The organism is Roseomonas sp. GC11 (assembly GCF_024437745.1).
GTDB lineage: Bacteria > Pseudomonadota > Alphaproteobacteria > Acetobacterales > Acetobacteraceae > Pseudoroseomonas.
This window is the reverse complement of sequence record NZ_JANFNY010000003.1, coordinates 1-17,039: the sequence shown is the minus strand read 5'-3', so window position 1 is coordinate 17,039 and position 17,039 is coordinate 1. Positions and strand designations below refer to the sequence as shown.

The following is a 17,039-nucleotide window of genomic DNA, read 5'->3' as shown; positions in this document are numbered from 1 at the left end:
AGCGCCGGGCCGGCGCTCTATACCGGGCGCATGCCCCGCGGAGGATGCCCGCGTTTCCGGCCGGAGGATGCGTGACCAGCGAGGAGGAGATCAGCTTCGGGGAGTTTTCTCTGTTCCCCGGGCGCAAGCTCCTGCTGCGCGGGGGGGAGCCGGTGCGCATCGGCCAGCGCGCGCTCGACCTGCTGGTGGCCCTGGCCCGCCGCCCTGGCGAGGTGATGGACCGTGAGGCGCTGATCCCCGCCGTCTGGCCCGGCCGCCATGTCGATGATTCCAACCTGCGCGCCCAGATGGCCACCCTGCGCAAGGCGCTGGGCGAGACCGAGGCCGAGGCGCGCCATGTGCTGACCGTGCCGGGGCGCGGCTACAGCTTCGTCGCGCCGCTGCGCCAGGCCGCCCCGCCAGTCCCTGTGCCGGCTCCCTCCTCGCCCGCCCCCTCCCCGTCCGCACCCGACCCGGCCTCCCTGCCCCTGCTCGGCGGCGGCCTGCCGGCGCGGCTGCAGCCGGTGGTGGGGCGGGAGGCGGAAATCGCCCTCATCGCCGGGCATCTGGCCACGCGGCGCTTCGTCAGCATCATCGGCGCCGGGGGCATCGGCAAGACCACCGTGGCGCTCAGCGTGGCGCGGCGGCTGGCGGCGAACTACACCGAGCCGCCGCTGCTGCTCGACCTCGGCGCGCTCACCGATGGCGCGCTGGCGCCGGCGCAGCTGCTCGCGGTGCTCAGCGGGGCGGCGCTCAGCGGGGCCCCGGCCAGCGGGGCCAGCACGGCCAATGCCGGCAGCCTCGCCTCGGCCCTGGGCGGTGCCCGGCGGCTCATCATCCTCGACAGCTGCGAGCATGTGATCGGCGCCGCGGCCTGCCTCGCCGAACAGATTCTTCAGGCCGGGCCGGGCCTGCAGATCCTGGCCACCAGCCGCGAGCCGCTGCGCGCCGAGGGGGAATGGACCTACCGCCTGCCCTCGATGGAATGCCCGCCCGAGGGCGCGCCGCTGCCGGCGCGGCAGGCGCTGGCCTTTCCCGCCGTGGCCTTCTTTGTCGAGCGCGTGCAGGCCACCGGGGCCCTGCACAGCCTCGATGATGAGGAGGCGGCGCTGGTGGCGCGCATCTGCCGCCAGCTCGACGGCATCCCGCTGGCCATCGAGCTGGCGGCGACGCGCGTCGCCCTGCTCGGCCTCGGCCCGCTGGCGGAGCGGCTGGGGGATCGTTTCCGCCTGCTGATGCAGGGCCGCCGCACCGCCCTGCCGCGCCACCAGACGCTGCGCGCCACGCTGGACTGGAGCCACGACCTGTTGCCGCCGGAGGAGCAGCGCCTGCTGCGCCGCCTCGCCATCTTCCAGGGCTGTTTCTCGCTCGATGCCGCGCTGGCCGTCTGCGGGGATGAGGGGGAGGACCCGGCCACGCTGGTGGACCGGATCGGCGGGCTGGTGGACAAGTCCTTCCTCATGCCGCAGCCGCGCCGGGTGGAGGTGGCCTATCGCTGCCTCGACACCACGCGGCTCTACCTCACCGGCAAGCTGGAGGAGGCGGGGGAGGCCGAGGCCATCGCGCTGCGCCATGCCCGCCACTACGCCGCCAGCTTCCGGGAGGCGGAGGCGCTGTGGGAGCGCCTGCCGGTGGCCGAGGCGCGGGCCCGGCTGTGCCCGGATATCGACAATCTGCGCGCCGCCATCGGCTGGTGCCTGGGCGCGGGGGGGCAGGCGGCGCTTGGCACCGCGCTCACGCTCTCGGGCGTGCCGCTGTGGTCGGCCCTTGGTCTGATGGACGAGGCGCGGCAGCGGCTGGAGGCGGCGAGCGCCGCCTTCCGCGGCGAGGTGGAGCCGGACCCGCATCTGGGCATGCGGCTTTATGCCGCGCTCGGCACCGTCACGGTGTTCCTCTCCGGCACGGTGGAGGCCGCCTGGGTCAATACGCTGGTCTTCGCCGAGCAGTTGGGCGACACTGAGCACCAGCTGCGCGCGCTGAACGGCCTGGCGCTCGGGGCGATGCGGCGCGACTACCAGGAGGCGCTGGGCCATGCGCTGCGCTTCCAGCAGATCGCGTGGCGTGACGGCCAGCCGGCGGATGGCCCGGTGGGGGACCGGCTGGTGGGCTTCATCCTGCACATGCAGGGGGAGCAGCCGGAGGCGCGGCGGCTGACCGAGGCGATGCTGGCCCGCTATCCCCGCCGCACCTTGCAGCCGCACCAGAACAAGCTGAACTTCTACGACCAGCGGATTCTCGCCCTGGCCACGCTGGCGCGCATCCGCTGGCTGCAGGGCGAGGCCGGCCCGGCCCTGGCCCTGGCGCGCGAGGTGGCGGAGGAGGCGCGGCAGCTGGACCACCCTTCCAGCATCATCTTCGCCCTGGGCATCACGCTCTGGCCGCTGGCCTTCCTGATGGGCGAGCTGGAGGAGGCCGCCGCCGCCCGGCTGGTGATCCAGCGCGACCTGCCGCCGCTGCGCGGCTGGGTGTTGTGGACGGATGCCTATCGCGGCGCCGAGATGATCGCCCGGGACGAGGTCGAGGAGGGCCTGCCCCTGCTGCGCGCGGCGATGGATGCCATGTCCCCAACCTCCTTCACCATCCGCATGCCGCTGCTGCATGCGGGCGTGGTGCAGGGGCTGCTGCGGCTGGGCCGCGCGGCGGAGGCGCTGGCCCTGCTCGATGCGGCGCTGGAGGTGGCGCGGCAAGGCACGGAATTGTGGTTCGAGCCGGAATATCTCCGCCTGCGCGGTGAGATCCTGCTGGCGCTGGACCGCCCCCTGCCCGAGGTCGCGGCGGCGTTCGAGGCGGCGCTGGCGGTCGCGGGGCGGCAGGGGGCGCTGGCGTGGTCCCTGCGCGCGGCCACCAGCCTTGTCGCGCTGCGCCGGCCGGGTGCCGCGGGCGAGGCGGACCGCGCGGGCCTCTCCGCCTTCCTCGCCCGCTACGCGCCGGGGGAGGACACGCCTGACCTGCGCGCCGCGCGCATTTTTTTCAGGCTGCCGCTGTCTCCCGGCGCAGCGGGACGCTGAACGGATAAAAGTTTTTTGGCTTTTTTTCAGGCTGCCGCCGTCTCCCGGCACAGCGGGACGCTGAACGGATAAAAGTTTTTTGGTTCTTTTTTTCAAAAAAGAACTTCTTTTCAATCTCCTTTTTCCCTCTCTCCCCTCTCTCTCCTTCCCCATTTCCGGCGGCAGTTTCATCCAAGCCGCGCCGCCCGCCCCCCTGCCATGCTGCCCGCGCCGCGCGGCTCGGGCGGAGGGGAATGGCCAGGACAAGGATGGCGGCGTGTCGGTGAAGCTGATGGGCAAGGTGGCGCTGGTCACGGGCGGGTCGCGCGGGATTGGCCGGGCCACGGCGCTGGGCATGGCGGCGGAGGGGGCGATGGTGGCCATCAGCTTCCGCCGCGATGCGGAGCGCGCCGCCGAGGTGGTGCGTGGCATCGAGCAGCGTGGCGGGCGCGGCATTGCCTTCCAGGCGGACCAGTCGCGGGTGGATGATATCCACCGCCTGGTGCGCGCCGTGGTGCAGGAGTTTGGCGCGCTGGACATCCTGGTGAACAACGCCGCGCATTTCGTCACCGGCGCTGTGGATGACCCGGATATCGACGCGGCGCATCTGGCGGCGCAGGCGGCGGTGAATATCCGCGGCGTCTTCACCGCCATCCGCGCGGCGGCGCCGCTGATGCGGCGGGGCGGGCGCATCATCACCACCGGCTGCGCGGTGGCCGAGCATGTCGGGGCGCAGGGGCTGGCGGATTATGCCGCCTCGCGCGCTGCCGTGGTGGGCTATACGAAGGGCGCGGCGCGTGACCTCGGGCCGCTGGGCATCACGGTGAATGTGGTGCAGGCGGGGCCGATCAACACGGAGCGCAACCCGGCGGATGGCCCCTTCGCGGCGCCGCAGCGCCATGGCACGGCGCTGGGCCGCTTCGGTGAGCCGGAGGAGGTGGCGGCCGGCATTGTCTTCCTGGCCAGCCCGGAGGCTTCCTTCATCACCGGCGCGGTGCTGGCCATTGATGGCGGCTATGGTGCCTGACGTCCTTCGGCCGCGCGGCCAGCCCGGCCTATAGTCATCGGATGACTGACCGCCTCCCCCCTCGCACCGGCCTCCTGCTCGCCCTTCTGTCCGCTGTCCTTCCCGCCCTGGCGTCACCGGCGCGGCCGGCGGAACTGCGCATCGGCATGGCCGCGCCGGCCACCACGGCCGACCCGCATTTCCACGCGGATGCCGCCAATTTCGCCCTGCACCGCCATGTCTTCGAGGCGCTGCTGCGATGGACGCCGGATGGCCAGCTGCGCCCGATGCTGGCGCAGGGCTGGGCGGCGCTGCCCGGTGGCGATGGCTGGGCGGTGCGGCTGGACCCCGCCGCGCGCTTCGCCGATGGCACGCCGGTCACCGCCGATGATGTGGCCGCCAGCCTGCGCCGCGCCATGACCATTCCGAACAGCCCGGCGCGCTACACGCCTTTCCTGCTCGGGCTGCGGCGGGTGGAGGTGGCGGGGCCGGGGCTGCTGCATCTCCACACCACCGGCCCCGGGCCGCTGCTGCCGAACGGGCTGACCACCCTGCTGGTGGTGCCGGAGCGCATCGCCGCCACGGCCAGCCCGGCCGATTTCAACAGCGGCGCCGCGGCGCTGGGCAGTGGCCCCTATCGCCTGCGCCAGTACCGCCCTGGCGAGGGCGCCCTGCTGGAGCGTAACCCGGATTGGTGGCAGGCCCGCCGGCCGGCCTCCCCCCTGCCCCTGCCGGAGTGGGAGCGCGTCAGCCTGCGCACGCTGCCGCAGGATGGCGCGCGGGTCGCCGCGCTGCTGGCGGGGGATGTGGAACTGATCGAGGCCGTGCCGCTGCGCGACGCGCCGCGCCTGGCCCGCACGCCTGGCCTGCGCATGGCCCGGCAGGACGGGACGCGGGTGATGTACCTCCTGCTCAACCCCTCGGCCTCAGCCGGTGCGGGGGGCGGGGATGGCGCACAGGTCCATCCCCAGGCCCATCCCCTGGCCCATCCCCTGGCCGATGCGCGGGTGCGGCGGGCGCTTTCCTTGGCGCTGGACCGTGGCGCGCTGGCGGCGCGGGTGATGGATGGCGCGGCCGAGCCGGCGGGGCAGATTCTGCCGCCGGACCGCCCCGCCGCCGACCCCACGCTCCGCCCCGAGGCGCAGGACCGCGCCATGGCCCGCCGCCTGCTGGAGGAGGCCGGATGGGGCCAGGGCCTCGCCCTCACCCTGACCGGCACCGCCAACCGCTTCCCGAATGACGAGGCGCTGCTGCAGGCCGTGGCGCAGATGTGGCAGCAGGCCGGCATCGCCGCGCAGGTGGAGCCGCTGCCGGCGGCGCTGTTCTTCCCGCGGCTGGCGGGCGGGCAGTTCACCACGGCGCTGTTCGGCTGGCTGACCGGCCCGGGCGAGCCGAATGCCGTGCTCGGCGCCGTGCTGGGCACGCGCGACCCGGCGCGCAGCCTCGGCTCGCTGAACGGCACGGGCTACAGCAATCCGCGCCTGGACGGGCTGATCACCACGGCGCTGGCCACCGGCGACACGGCCCGCCGCCTCGCGATGTGGCAGGAGGCGGCGCGGCTGGTGGTGCGGGATGAGGTGGCGCTGATCCCGCTGCTGCATCTGGCCAGCCTCTGGGCGATGCGGCAGGAGATCCGCTACGCCCCGCGTGGCGACAGCCTGACCCAGGCGATGGACGCCTATACCGCCAGGCCCTGAGCCAGCCCCGCCCCCTGCTGGCGCCGGGCCGGAAAGCCGCGCTCCGGCAGGGCGCGCGCCTGAAGCTGGCCCCGGCGCCATGCGGCCGGGCTCATGCCCAGGGCGCCACGGAAGCGCTTGGTCAGGTGCGGCTGGTCGCAGAAACCACATTCCAGCGCGATCTCCGACAGGCCGCGCGAGGAAGCCAGCATGAGCGTCTGCGCCCGCGCCAGCCGGCGCTGCAGGATGAAGGCATGCGGGGAAAGCGCGTGGCTGGCGCGGAAGGCGCGCGAGAAATAACCGGTGCTGAGGCCGACCAGCGCGGCCAGCTCGGCCACGCTCAGCGCCTCGGCCAGATGCGCCTCGATATGGCGCAGGACCTTGACGGCCTGCCAGGGCGCCAGGGTGGCGGGGCTGTCCTTGGGGGTCTGGGGCATGGGGCTTGCTCCTCGGAAGGTGCGCGGACCATCCGGGCGAAGCAGGCGGTGAAACAGTCAAACGCTGTGAAAAGTTGTGAAAGCCTTTTTTCACAGAAGGGTTCTTTTTTGGAAAAAAGAACCAAAAAACTTTTTCAGTCTGGCGTCCCGCCTCAGGCCCGAGGCGGGACGCGAAACTGAAAAAAATCTTCTCAGGATGCCAGGAAATGCCGCACCTGGGGCGCTTCTTCCCCAATATGGAAGCGGCGCAGCTCCGCCTGGAGGTCGGCATCCACCTGCGACACGCGGCGGTGCTGGCGCAGATGCTCGGCCCAGGATTCCACCATGAACCATTCGACCATGCGGTGCGGCTCGGCGGCATCCTCGGCGATGCCCCAGCTATAGGCGCCATCGCGCCGCCGCGCGGCGGAGAGGCGATGCGCCATGCGGCGGAACTGCGCCTGTGTGCCGGGTGCCAGCCGGTATTCGATCAGGATGAGCACCGGGCCGCGGTCATGCTCCACCGGGGCGGCCAGCAGCGGCTCCGGCCAGTGGTTGGAGGGCGTCAGATCGGCTTCGCCGCGCGGCAGCGGGAAACGCCGCAGCACGAGGGCGGAGAGCGCCAGCGCCAGCGCCGCCACCCAGAGCGCCCCCGGCACGCCGAGCCACTCGGCGGCGGCCCCCCAGGCCAGGCTGCCCGCCGTCATCGCGCCGTTGAAGACGGTGAGATAAACCGCCAGCGCCCGGCCCCGCACCCAGTTGGGCAGGATGGCCTGGGCCGTGCCGTTCAGGGTGGTGAGGGCGATGATCCAGGCCAGGCCGAGAATCAGCAGCACCAGCGGCGCCAGGGCACGCGGCGGGGCAAGGGCCAGCAGCACCATGGCGGCGGCGGTGAGCAGCGCGGCGGCGAGCAGCAGCCCATCGGTATCCAGCCGGCGGCGCAGCACGGGCAGCAGCAGGGCGCCGAGGATGGCCCCCGCCCCCACCGCGCCGAGCAGCAGGCCATAATAGCCCGCATCGCCGCCCAGCACCTGCCGCGCCACCAGAGGCAGCAGCGCCCAGACCGCGCTGGCCAACAGAAAGAAGAGCGCGGCGCGCCACAGGACGATGTGCAGCTCCCGGCTGGCGCGGGCATAGCGCAGCCCGGCGCGGAAAGCCCCGGCGAAGCGTTCGGAAAGCGGGTCCTCCCCGGCCGGCGGGCGGCGCCAGAGCAGCAGCGCGGCGATGACCACGACATAGCTGGCGACATCGGCGCCATAGGTGACGGCGGCGCCGAAGCTGGCCAGCAGCAGCCCGCCCGCCGCCGGCCCGATGGCGCGCGAAATATTGATGCCGAGCGAATTCAGCGCGACGGCGTTGCGCGTGTCGCGCGGCGGCACGAGTTCGGGGACGATGGCCTGCCAGGTGGGCGCCATCAGCGCCGCGCCGATGCCGCCGAGGAAGGTGAGCCCCGCCAGGGCAGCCACCGAGGCCAGCCCGGCCTGCGCCAGCAGCATCAGCGCCAGGCTGACCAGCGCCAGCAGCACCTGCACCGCCAGCAGGAATTTCCGGCGGTCCAGGATATCGGCCATGACGCCGGCGGGGATGGCGAGGAGAAAGACCGGCAGCGTCGCCGCCGCCTGGATCAGCGAGACGGCGGCGGGCCCGGCCGAAAGCTCGGTGACCAGCCAGGCGCTGGCCACGTCGCGCATGAAGCTGCCGATATTGCCGATGACCGTCGCCACCCAGAGCAGCGCGAAAGTCGGCTGCAACAGGGGGGCGAAGCTGCCGCCGCGCGCCTCAGCGGGCATGGTTCTTGTCCCAGACGGCAACCAGCAGAAAAGCGCCGACGAGGCCGAGATGCTCGTAGAAGGCATTGGCCGTCATGAAGCGCTCATGCCCCGGCGGCAGGTCCCAGTAGCGGTTGGCGATGAAGCTGGCCGCCAGGGTGAAGGCGGCCAGGGCCAGCGCGCCCAGCCAGCGCCACCGGCCGGTGAGGATGAGCAGGCTCGCCCCCAGTTCGAGGGCGATGGTGAGGGCGGCGGTGACGGGCGGCAGGGGCAGCGCGAAATGCGCCGCCTCGGCCACCGCGCCGGGATAGTCCAGCAGCTTGTTCAGCCCGCCCTGGAGATAGGCGGCGCAGAGGCCGAGCAGGCCGATCCAGGTGAGCAGCGGCGACCAGCGGGCCATGCTCAGAAGGCCCAGCAGGAGCAGCCGAGCGCCCCCCAGAAGCCGCCATCCTGCCCGGCGGGCGTGGCGGCGCCCCAGGCGCGGGCATGGTCATGCCCGTGCACGCCGCAGGCCGTGGCGCAGCAGGAGACGAGGCGGGCGAAGGCACCTTTCCCCGCCGGCGCCGCCGCGTGGCGGTCCTGGTAGCCGCCGAAGCGGCGCACCGGCGACCAGTCCGGCATGGCCGGCGGCAAGGCGGGGGCGAGTGGCGCATAGTCGCCCGCGCCATGCACCACGCGCCCGCCCACCACCGTGAGCACGGCGGTGATGTCCTGGATCTCCTCGCCCGGCACGTTGAAATAGTCGCGGTCCAGCACGGCGAGGTCGGCGAGCTGGCCGACCATGATGCTGCCCTTGCGGCCTTCCTCGTTGGAGAACCAGGTGACCTTCTCGGTCAGCATGCGCAGCGCCGTCTCGCGGTCCAGCGTGTTGCGCTCGGGCGTGATGCGCATCCCGCCGATGGTCCTGCCGGTGGTCAGCCAATAGAGGGCGACCCAGGGGTTGTAGGAGGCCACGCGCGTCGCATCCGTGCCGGCGGAGACCTTCACCCCCATCTCCAGCATCTTCGCGACCGGCGGCGTCGCCTCGGCCGCCTGGGCGCCGTAGCGCTCGACGAAATATTCGCCCTGGTAGGCCATGCGGTGCTGCACGGCGACGCCGCCGCCGAGCCGCGCGATGCGCTCCAGGGATTTCTCGCTCACCGTCTCGGCATGGTCGAAGATCCAGTGCAGATCGCCGATCGGCATCTCCGCATCGACCTTCTCGAAGACGTCGAGGGCGCGGCTGATGGTCTGGTCATAGGTGGCGTGCAGCCGCCAGGGCCAGCGGTTCTGCACCAGCACGCGGACCACGCCTTCCAGGTCGTCCTCCATCGAGGCCGGCATCTCCGGGCGCTCGACGCGGAAATCCTCGAAGTCGGCGGCGGAATAGGCCAGCATCTCGCCGGCGCCATTCAGGCGGAAATAATCGTCGCCCTGCTGGTATGTGTTCTCCGCCGTCCAGCGCAGGAAGTCGTCTTTTTCCTGCTTGGGCTTCTGGGTGAAGAGGTTGTAGGCGATGCGCACCGTCAGCTCGCCATCCTCGGCCAGCTTGCGGATGACCTCGTAATCCTCCGGGTAGTTCTGCGAGCCGCCGCCGGCATCGATGGCGCTGGTGACGCCGAGGCGGTTGAGGTCGCGCATGAAATGGCGCGTCGAATTCAGCTGGTAGTCGAAGGGCAGCTTCGGCCCGCGCGCCAGCGTGGCGTAGAGGATGGTGGCATTCGGCTTCGCCAGCAGCAGGCCGGTGGGCGTGCCGTCGGGCGCGCGCTGGATCTCGCCGCCCGGCGGGTTCGGCGTGTCCCGGCCATAGCCCACGGCGCGCAGCGCGGCGGCGTTCAGCAGCGCGCGGTCATAGAGATGCAGGATGAAGACGGGCGTGTCCGGCGCGGCGGCGTTGATCTCTTCCAGGGTCGGCAGGCGCTTCTCGGCGAACTGGTGCTCGGTGAAGCCGCCGACGATGCGCACCCATTGCGGCGGCGGGGTGATGGCGGCCTGGGCCTTCAGCATCGCCATCGCGTCGGCCAGGCTGCGCACGCCATCCCAGCGCAGCTCCATGTTGAAGTTCAGCCCGCCACGGATCAGGTGCAGGTGGTTGTCGAACAGGCCGGGGATCAGCCGCCGCCCGCCGAGGTCGATCACCCGCGTGGCAGGGCCGGCGCTGGGCAGGATCTCGCGCGCATCGCCCACCGCGCTGAAGCGCCCGGCGGTGATGGCGACGGCCTGCGGTGCCGGGTTGGCGCGGTCGAGCGTGGTGATCCGGCCATTGTGCAGGATCATGTCGGGGGCGGTGTCGGCGGCCATGGCGGGGCTCCGGCTGGAAAGGGCGAAGCCGAGGGCCGCGAGGCCCCCGGCGATGGCGCGGCGTGTCGGCGGCGGGCTCATCCCGCCCGGTCCGGGTTCTGCGGCGGCGTGCCGCGGCCAGGCAGCGGGCCGAAGAGATGCGCGGTGCATTCCTCGCGCAGCACGGCGAGGCTGGGCGGGTGGCCGGCCATCAGGCGCTTCGCCACGGGGACGATCTGCTCCCCGAGCAGGATGCCGAGGAGGCCGACCAGCGCCACCACCGGCGGCGCGGGGGAGCGGACATCCAGCAGGCTGTAGACCACGCCCACCAGCAGACCGGCCCCGAGCGAGAGCAGATAGGGCTTCATCATCATGGCCTCCACGGCGGGTCCGATCAGCCTTCGTGGGCGCCGAACATCGTCTTGGCGTAGATGATGCCAAGGCCGTAGCCGCCGCCGAACTTCTTGGCGATGCCGGTCGTCAGCTCGTAGGTCTCGCCGCGCGCCCAGTCGCGCTGGAGTTCGAGCAGGTACTGGAGCGAGGTCATCGGCCGCGCGCCGGCCTGCACCATGCGCTCCACCGCGCGCTCATGCGCCTCGGTCGAGACATCGCCGCAGGCATCGGCGATGACATAGACCTCGAAGCCCTGGTCGATGGCCGACAGCGCGGGGCCGACGATGCAGACCGAGGTCCACAGCCCGGCCAGCACGATGCGCGGCTTGCCGATGCGGTTGACCTCGGCGATCACCGCCGCATCCTCCCAGGTGTTCATCGAGGTGCGGTCGAGCAGCGCCTGGCCGGGGAAGGGCTCGGTGACCTCGGAGAACATCGGGCCGGAGAAGGACTTCTCGGCGACCGTGGTGAGGATGGTGGAAACGCCGAAGCCGGCGGCGGCGGAGGCCACCAGGGCGGCATTGTTGCGCAGCGCCACCGGGTCGATCGACTTCGTCGCGAAGGCCATCTGCGACTGGAAGTCGATCATGATCAGGGTATGGTCGGCGGGGCTGAGCAGCAGCTTGCCGGGGGTCGGGGTCGCGGTGAGGGCCATGGATCCGGTCCTTTTGGAAAAAGCATCCGGCCCGCACGCTGCGCCCCGGGCCGGGGCGGAGGGTGGGGCCATGGGCGCCAGGGTGGGGGCTTTCGCGCCACGCGGCTTGGATGCTTCGGACCTGTTTTTTCCGTGCGGGTTCTTTTCGGCCTGTTCCCGCCGGCATGCCGGCGCCTCTTGCCCGGCACGCCGCGCGGAAGGGTTGAATCCGGCAAGACGGCCGCGCGCCCCGCGGCACAGGATGGGCGGCGCGCGGGGCTGAACGCCCCCGTGCCCGGCCCTCCGCTTCCTCTCTTCCTCCCCGGCGGAAGGCGGTGCCTGCCCCCGCCCTCCCCCGGGCGGGGGCTTTTTTCAGGTCCGGCCGGTCAAAGGGCGGGCATTCCGCTTGCCGGGCAGGCAGTCCCGGCCGCCCGAAGGGCGCGCGCGGCCCGCTTTTGCGGGACCGGCTCCAAAAACATGCTTGCGTGTTTGTTTTTAAGCACCTTCACTCCCGGCTCATTCTTCCCGCCGGGATCACCGCCATGAACGGCCCTTCCGCCGCGCTCCTTCCCTCCCCGTGATCCTCAGCCCACCGCCATGCCCATGATGCCCCAGACCCCTGCCCGCCCGGCGGCCCCGCCCCACCCGAAGGCCCCGGCCTGATGCCGCGCCATCTGCGGCGCTGGGCGCTGAACGGGGCGGCGGGCCTCGGCCTCGGCTTCATCCTCCTGCCGCTGCTGCTGGTGATGTGGCTGGCCTTCTTCCGCCAGGAAATCCCGGCCTTCCCGCCGGAGGGCTATTCGCTGCAATGGTTCGCCGCCATTCCGGCCAATCGCGGCTTCGCCGCCGGCTTCCTGCTCAGCCTGCGCGTCAGCCTGCTGGCCACGGCCATCGGCCTGCTGCTGGCGGTGCCGGCGAGCCTGGCCCTGGTGCGCAGCCGCCTGCCGCTGCGCGGCGTGCTCAACACGCTGCTGCTGATGCCGCTGGTGGTGCCCGGCATCGTGCTGGGCGCCGCCTTCTATGTCGGCGAGCTGGAAATCGAGATGGCCACCGAATGGCCGCTGCTCGGCTCCACCACCGGGCTGGTGCTGGCCCATACCCTGGTCGTCATCCCCTGGGCGGTGCGGCTGGTGACGGCGAGCCTCGCCACGCTGAACCCGGCGATCGAGGAGGCGGCGATGAATCTCGGCGCCCCGCCCTTCACCACCTTCCGCCGCGTCACCCTGCCGGCGATCCGCCCCGGGCTGGTGGCCGGCGCGCTGTTCGGCTTCGTCACCTCCTTCGGCAATCTGGAGGCCAGCCTCTTCCTGGTCGGGCCCGGGCAGACCACGCTGCCCATCGCCATCCTCCAGTATCTCGCGTGGAAGATCGACCCCACCGTCGCCGCCGTGTCGCTGCTGCAGATCGTGCTGATCGGCCTCGCCATGCTGGTGACGGACCGTTTCGTCAAACTCTCCCAGGTGGTGTGAGGCCATGGCGCGTCTCGAACTCAACGGCCTCTGCAAGCAATACGGCGCCGTCACCACGGTGCGCGATGTCACGCTTGACGTGCCGGATGGTGAATTCCTTGTCCTGCTCGGCCCCTCGGGCTGTGGCAAGACGACGACGCTGCGCATGGTCGCGGGCTTCATCGAGCCCAGCGCCGGCAGCATCCGGCTGGGCGAGGCCGATATCACCCGCAGCCCGCCCTGGCGCCGCAGCACGGGCATGGTGTTCCAGAACTACGCCCTCTTCCCGCATATGACGGTGGCCGAGAATGTCGCCTTCGGGCTGGAGATGCGGAAGGTGCCCAAGGCCGAGCGCGAGGCCCGCGCGCTGGAGGCGCTCGGCATGGTGCGGCTCGCGCCATATGCCGCGCGCTATCCGCGCCAGCTCTCGGGCGGGCAGCAGCAGCGCGTGGCGCTGGCGCGCGCCCTGGCCATCCGCCCCGATGTGCTGCTGCTGGACGAGCCGCTCTCCAACCTCGACGCCAAGCTGCGCGAGGAGGTGCGGGTGGAAATCCGCCAGCTCCAGCAGCAGCTCGGCCTCACCGCCATCATGGTCACGCATGACCAGGAAGAGGCGCTGACCATGGCCGACCGGCTGGTGGTGATGGCCGAGGGGCGCATCCGCCAGGTCGGCTCCCAGCGCGACCTCTATGAGCGCCCGGCGGACCGCTTCGTCGCCGGCTTCGTCGGCCGAAGCACGATGCTGGGCGGGCGCGTCACCGCGCCGGGCGAATTCGAGAGCGCGGGCGGGCTGCGCCTGCTCTGCGACCCCGCCATTCCGCCCGGCCCCGCCGTGCTGGCGGTGCGGCCGGAGGCCATCAGCCTTTCCGCCAACGTGTCCGCCGCCGGAGCCACCACGGGGGCCACCACGGGGGCGGAGGAGAACCTGCTTCCCGGCACGGTCGAATTCACCTCCTATCTCGGCCCGGTGCTGGAAGTGCATGTGCGCCTCTCCGCCGCCGAGCGCGTGGTGCTCCACCTGCCCAACCGTGCCGGCCGCCCCGCCGCGGCGCCCGGCGAGCGCGTGACCATCGGCTGGCCGCGCGAGGCTGGCATGGTCTTCCCCGAAGCGGCCTGATGTCCCACCTGAGCGGAGAGCCTTCACGATGAGCACCTTCCATGCCCCCATCGGCCGCCGCGCCGCGCTGCTTGGCCTCGGCGCCGCGGCGGCGCTGCCCGCCCTGCCCCGCCCGGCCCTGGCCGCCGGCCGTGTCGTGGTCGGCACCTGGGGCGGCGACTATGCGCGCCTGCTGACCAAGAATATCGAGGAGCCGCTGCTCACGCCGAAGGGCTGGGAGGTGGTGCAGGACCAGGCCTCCGACGCGCCGCGCCGCGCCAAGGTAATGGCCGAGCGCCGCCTGCCGCGCGGCACGGTGGACATCCAGGGCTTCTCCGCCGCCAATATCCACGAGATCGGCGAGGCCGGCGCGGCGGAGGAGATCGACTACACCAAGCTCGCCAACGCCGCCAACATCCTGCCGGCGATGCGCTACAAATACGGCATCGGCCACATCTATTCGGGCAAGGTGGTGCTCTATAACCCGAAGCTGGTGGAGAAGCCGGCGGGCTTCCGCGAGGCGATTGACCCGAAGCATGGGGCGAAGATCGGCTTCATCGACATCCAGTATCAGTTCGTGATGGTCGCCGCGGCGCTGGCGGCGGGCGGCAGCGTCTCCGACATCGACAAGGGCAAGCCGCTGCTGCTGGAGGCCAAGAAGGCCGGCGCCCGCCTCTACCCCACCAATGAGGCTTTCGCCCAGGCGATGAAAACCGAGGAGATCGCCCTCGGCATGATGTGGAAGGCGCGCGGCGTGCAGTGGCAGAATGCCGGCATTCCGCTGGAGACGGTCGCCCCGGCCGAGGGCATCCCGATGTATGTCAGCGGCTTCCTCATCCAGAAGAACGCGCCCAACAAGGCCGGCGCCTATGCCTATATGGATGCCATGCTGGAGAAGTCGGCGCAGGAGGCCTTCGCCGTCGATATGGGCTTCAACCCCACCGTGTCGAATGCCCGCGTCGAGCCCGCGCTGCAGGCGCGCATCGGCTTCACCGAGGCGGAGCAGAAGCGGCTCGTCGATCTCGACTACGCCTATCTCGCGCGCGAGAACGCGGCGATGAAGGAGTGGTGGGACAAGGTCTTCAAGGCATGAGCCTGGGGACACGGGGCCGTGGCAGCGCCGCGGCCCTGGTGCTGCCGGCCACGATCTTTGTCGCGCTGACGCTGCTGGTGCCGCTGGCGCTGCTGTTCCGCTACAGCCTGAATGCCTTCATCCCGGGGCAGTTCATGGTGGAGGCGGTGACGCTGGAGAACTACGTCAAGTTCTTCACCGACCCGTTCTACACCACCGTGCTGTGGCGCACCTTCCGCATCGCCGCGCTGGTGACGGTGATCTGCCTCGTTGCCGGCTTCCCGCTCGCCTATGTGCTGGCGCGGACGCAGAGCCGCCACAAGCCGCTGCTGCTGATCGCCGTGGTGCTGCCGCTCTTCGTCGGCAATGCGGTGCGCGCGGCGGGTTGGATGGTGGCCTTCGGCGCCAAGGGCGTGGTGAATGCCTCCCTCCTCGGCCTGGGCTTTCTCTCCGTGCCGCTCGACATCATGTTCACTGAGACGGCGGTGGTGATCGGCATCACCGCGGTGAACCTGCCTTTCATGGTGCTGAGCCTGCAAAGCGTGATCGAGGGCATCGACCGCGCGCTGGAGGAGGCGGCCTTCAACCTGGGCGCGCCACCGTCGGCGATGATCCGCCGCGTGCTGGTGCCGCTGGCGGCGCCGGGCATCGCGGCGGGCTGCATCCTCACCTTCATCCTGGGGATGAACGCCTATGCCACGCCGGTGCTGATCGGCGGCCCGCGTTTCCAGACCATGGGCCCCTTGGTCTATGGCCAGGTGATCGAGCAGAACAACTGGCCCTTTGGCGCCGCCGTGGCCTTCATCCTGATGACGGCGACGCTGGTGCTGACGCTGGCCTCCAGCCTGCTGGTCCGCCGTAAAGGCTGACTTCTCAGTCTGGCGTCCCGCCTCGATCCTGAGGCGGGACGCCAACGGAGAAAAGTTTTTTGGTTCTTTTTTCCAAAAAAGAACCCCTTTCCTTTCCCTGCATGATCCATGCGTGTTTTCTGAAAACCCCGCACGGATCCCGCACGCCCCATGCATAAGCGCCCCATTATGCACACACGATGCGCGGCGCCTCGCCTAGCCTTCCCGCAGAAGAAGCAGGAAGGAAGCCTCCATGGGTCCGTTTCCCCACGATGCCCCGCGCCCGGTGATCAGCGAGCACAATCCGATGGGCACGGATGGCTTCGCCTTCGTCGAATACGCGCATCCCGAGCCCGAGACGCTGCATGCGCTGTTCCGCCAGATGGGCTTCACCGCCGTGGCGCGGCACCGCAGCCAGGCGGTCACCCTCTACCGCCAGGGCGACATCAATTACCTGCTGAACGAGGAGCCGGGCAGCCATGCCACCCGCTTCGCCGCGGCGCATGGGCCGAGCGTGCCTTCCATGGGCTTTCGCGTGGTGGATGCGCAGCACGCCTATCGCCGCGCCCTGGAGCTGGGCGCCGAGCCGGCGGAAGAGGGGCGCACCCTCAACGTGCCGGCCATCAAGGGCATCGGCGGCAGCCTGCTCTATTTCGTGGACCGCTATGGCGATGCCGGCTCGGTCTATGACGAGAATGATTTCGTCTGGCTGGTGGAGCGCGAGCCGGCGCCGCAGGGGGCCGGGCTGTTCTACATCGACCACCTGACGCACAACGTCTATCGCGGCCGGATGGATGTCTGGTACGCATTCTATGCCAAGCTCTTCAACTTCCGGCAGATCCGCTATTTCGACATCAAGGGCGAATATACCGGCCTCTTCTCCCGTGCCCTGACCAGCCCGGACGGGCGCATCCGCATCCCGCTGAACGAAAGCGCGGATGATGAAAGCCAGATCGAGGAATATCTGCGCGCCTACAAGGGCGAGGGCATCCAGCATATCGCCTGTGGCTGCAACGATATTTACGGCACCATCGAGGGGCTGCGCGGCGCGGGGCTGAACTTCATGCCCGCGCCGCCGGCCACCTATTATGAGCGCGTCGATGCCCGCCTGCCGGGCCATGGCGAGGACCTCGCGCGGCTGAAGCAGAACGGCATCCTGGTGGATGGCGAGGGCGTGGTGGAGCACAGGCAGGCCCGGCTGCTGCTGCAGATTTTCTCCGCCAATGTCATCGGGCCCGTCTTTTTCGAGTTCATCCAGCGCAAGGGGGATGACGGCTTCGGCGAGGGCAATTTCCGCGCGCTGTTCGAAAGCATCGAGGAAGACCAGATCCGCCGGGGCGTCATCGCTGCACCCGGGCGGGAGAAGGCTGCGGCATCGGCTTGAGGGGGCTTTGCCCCCTCAAACTCCCCCAGCAGGGGACAGGGTCCCCTGCACCCGCCTTCAGATGGGTTTCCA

General features: G+C 70.9%; 14 protein-coding genes. 8 read left to right on the top strand and 6 right to left on the bottom strand.

Annotation, left to right across the window (positions count from 1 at the left end; genetic code table 11):
• Window positions 1-71: 71 nt before the first annotated feature.
• The 3 genes from NON00_RS24685 to NON00_RS01510 all read left to right on the top strand — a co-directional run bounded on the left by NON00_RS24685 (window position 72) and on the right by NON00_RS01510 (window position 5,669).
• Window positions 72-2,987 (top strand): winged helix-turn-helix domain-containing protein, encoded by a 2,916-nt coding sequence (locus NON00_RS24685; RefSeq protein ID WP_370688651.1) that lies wholly within the window; start codon window positions 72-74, stop codon window positions 2,985-2,987.
• Between the two features lie 256 nt (window positions 2,988-3,243).
• Window positions 3,244-3,993, top strand: coding sequence for an SDR family oxidoreductase (locus NON00_RS01515; protein WP_256016879.1), 750 nt, complete (start codon window positions 3,244-3,246; stop codon window positions 3,991-3,993).
• 41 nt (window positions 3,994-4,034) lie between these two features.
• Complete coding sequence (locus NON00_RS01510; RefSeq protein ID WP_256016877.1) at window positions 4,035-5,669, top strand: ABC transporter substrate-binding protein; 1,635 nt, start codon at window positions 4,035-4,037, stop codon at window positions 5,667-5,669.
• On the opposite strand, the gene NON00_RS01505 is transcribed toward NON00_RS01510, so the two are convergent.
• The 6 genes from NON00_RS01505 to NON00_RS01480 form a co-directional block, all read right to left on the bottom strand.
• On the bottom strand, window positions 5,651-6,085 hold the full coding sequence (locus NON00_RS01505) for a helix-turn-helix domain-containing protein (RefSeq protein WP_256016875.1): 435 nt from the start codon (window positions 6,083-6,085) through the stop codon (window positions 5,651-5,653). The two genes, NON00_RS01510 and NON00_RS01505, sit on opposite strands and share 19 nt — an antisense overlap.
• A 191-nt stretch (window positions 6,086-6,276) precedes the next feature.
• On the bottom strand, window positions 6,277-7,854 hold the full coding sequence (locus tag NON00_RS01500) for an MFS transporter (RefSeq protein ID WP_256016872.1): 1,578 nt from the start codon (window positions 7,852-7,854) through the stop codon (window positions 6,277-6,279).
• Window positions 7,844-8,233 (bottom strand): DoxX family protein, encoded by a 390-nt coding sequence (locus NON00_RS01495; RefSeq protein ID WP_256016869.1) that lies wholly within the window; start codon window positions 8,231-8,233, stop codon window positions 7,844-7,846. Before NON00_RS01495 ends, NON00_RS01500 begins: the two co-directional genes overlap by 11 nt.
• Window positions 8,234-8,235: 2 nt before the next feature.
• A complete protein-coding gene (locus NON00_RS01490) occupies window positions 8,236-10,194 on the bottom strand; it encodes an amidohydrolase (protein ID WP_256016867.1) in 1,959 nt (652 codons plus the stop codon).
• Window positions 10,191-10,463 carry a XapX domain-containing protein gene (locus tag NON00_RS01485; protein ID WP_256016864.1) on the bottom strand — a complete coding sequence of 91 codons (273 nt, stop codon included), beginning with the start codon at window positions 10,461-10,463 and terminating at the stop codon, window positions 10,191-10,193. Before NON00_RS01485 ends, NON00_RS01490 begins: the two co-directional genes overlap by 4 nt.
• 23 nt (window positions 10,464-10,486) lie before the next feature.
• Window positions 10,487-11,140 carry a hydrolase gene (locus NON00_RS01480; protein WP_256016861.1) on the bottom strand — a complete coding sequence of 218 codons (654 nt, stop codon included), beginning with the start codon at window positions 11,138-11,140 and terminating at the stop codon, window positions 10,487-10,489.
• Between the two features lie 641 nt (window positions 11,141-11,781).
• Between NON00_RS01480 and NON00_RS01475 the strand changes: the two genes are divergently transcribed.
• The 5 genes from NON00_RS01475 to hppD all read left to right on the top strand — a co-directional run bounded on the left by NON00_RS01475 (window position 11,782) and on the right by hppD (window position 16,967).
• Entirely contained in the window at window positions 11,782-12,588 is an 807-nt protein-coding gene (locus tag NON00_RS01475; RefSeq protein ID WP_256016859.1) for an ABC transporter permease, read from the top strand.
• A 4-nt stretch (window positions 12,589-12,592) separates the two neighbouring features.
• Window positions 12,593-13,684, top strand: a complete 1,092-nt coding sequence (locus tag NON00_RS01470; protein ID WP_256016856.1) for an ABC transporter ATP-binding protein — start codon at window positions 12,593-12,595, stop codon at window positions 13,682-13,684.
• A 28-nt stretch (window positions 13,685-13,712) separates the two neighbouring features.
• On the top strand, window positions 13,713-14,756 hold the full coding sequence (locus NON00_RS01465; protein ID WP_256016853.1) for an extracellular solute-binding protein: 1,044 nt from the start codon (window positions 13,713-13,715) through the stop codon (window positions 14,754-14,756).
• A complete protein-coding gene (locus NON00_RS01460; protein ID WP_256016850.1) occupies window positions 14,753-15,604 on the top strand; it encodes an ABC transporter permease in 852 nt (283 codons plus the stop codon). Before NON00_RS01465 ends, NON00_RS01460 begins: the two co-directional genes overlap by 4 nt.
• A 232-nt stretch (window positions 15,605-15,836) precedes the next feature.
• A complete protein-coding gene (gene hppD / locus NON00_RS01455) occupies window positions 15,837-16,967 on the top strand; it encodes a 4-hydroxyphenylpyruvate dioxygenase (RefSeq protein ID WP_256016848.1) in 1,131 nt (376 codons plus the stop codon).
• Window positions 16,968-17,039: the final 72 nt, after the last annotated feature.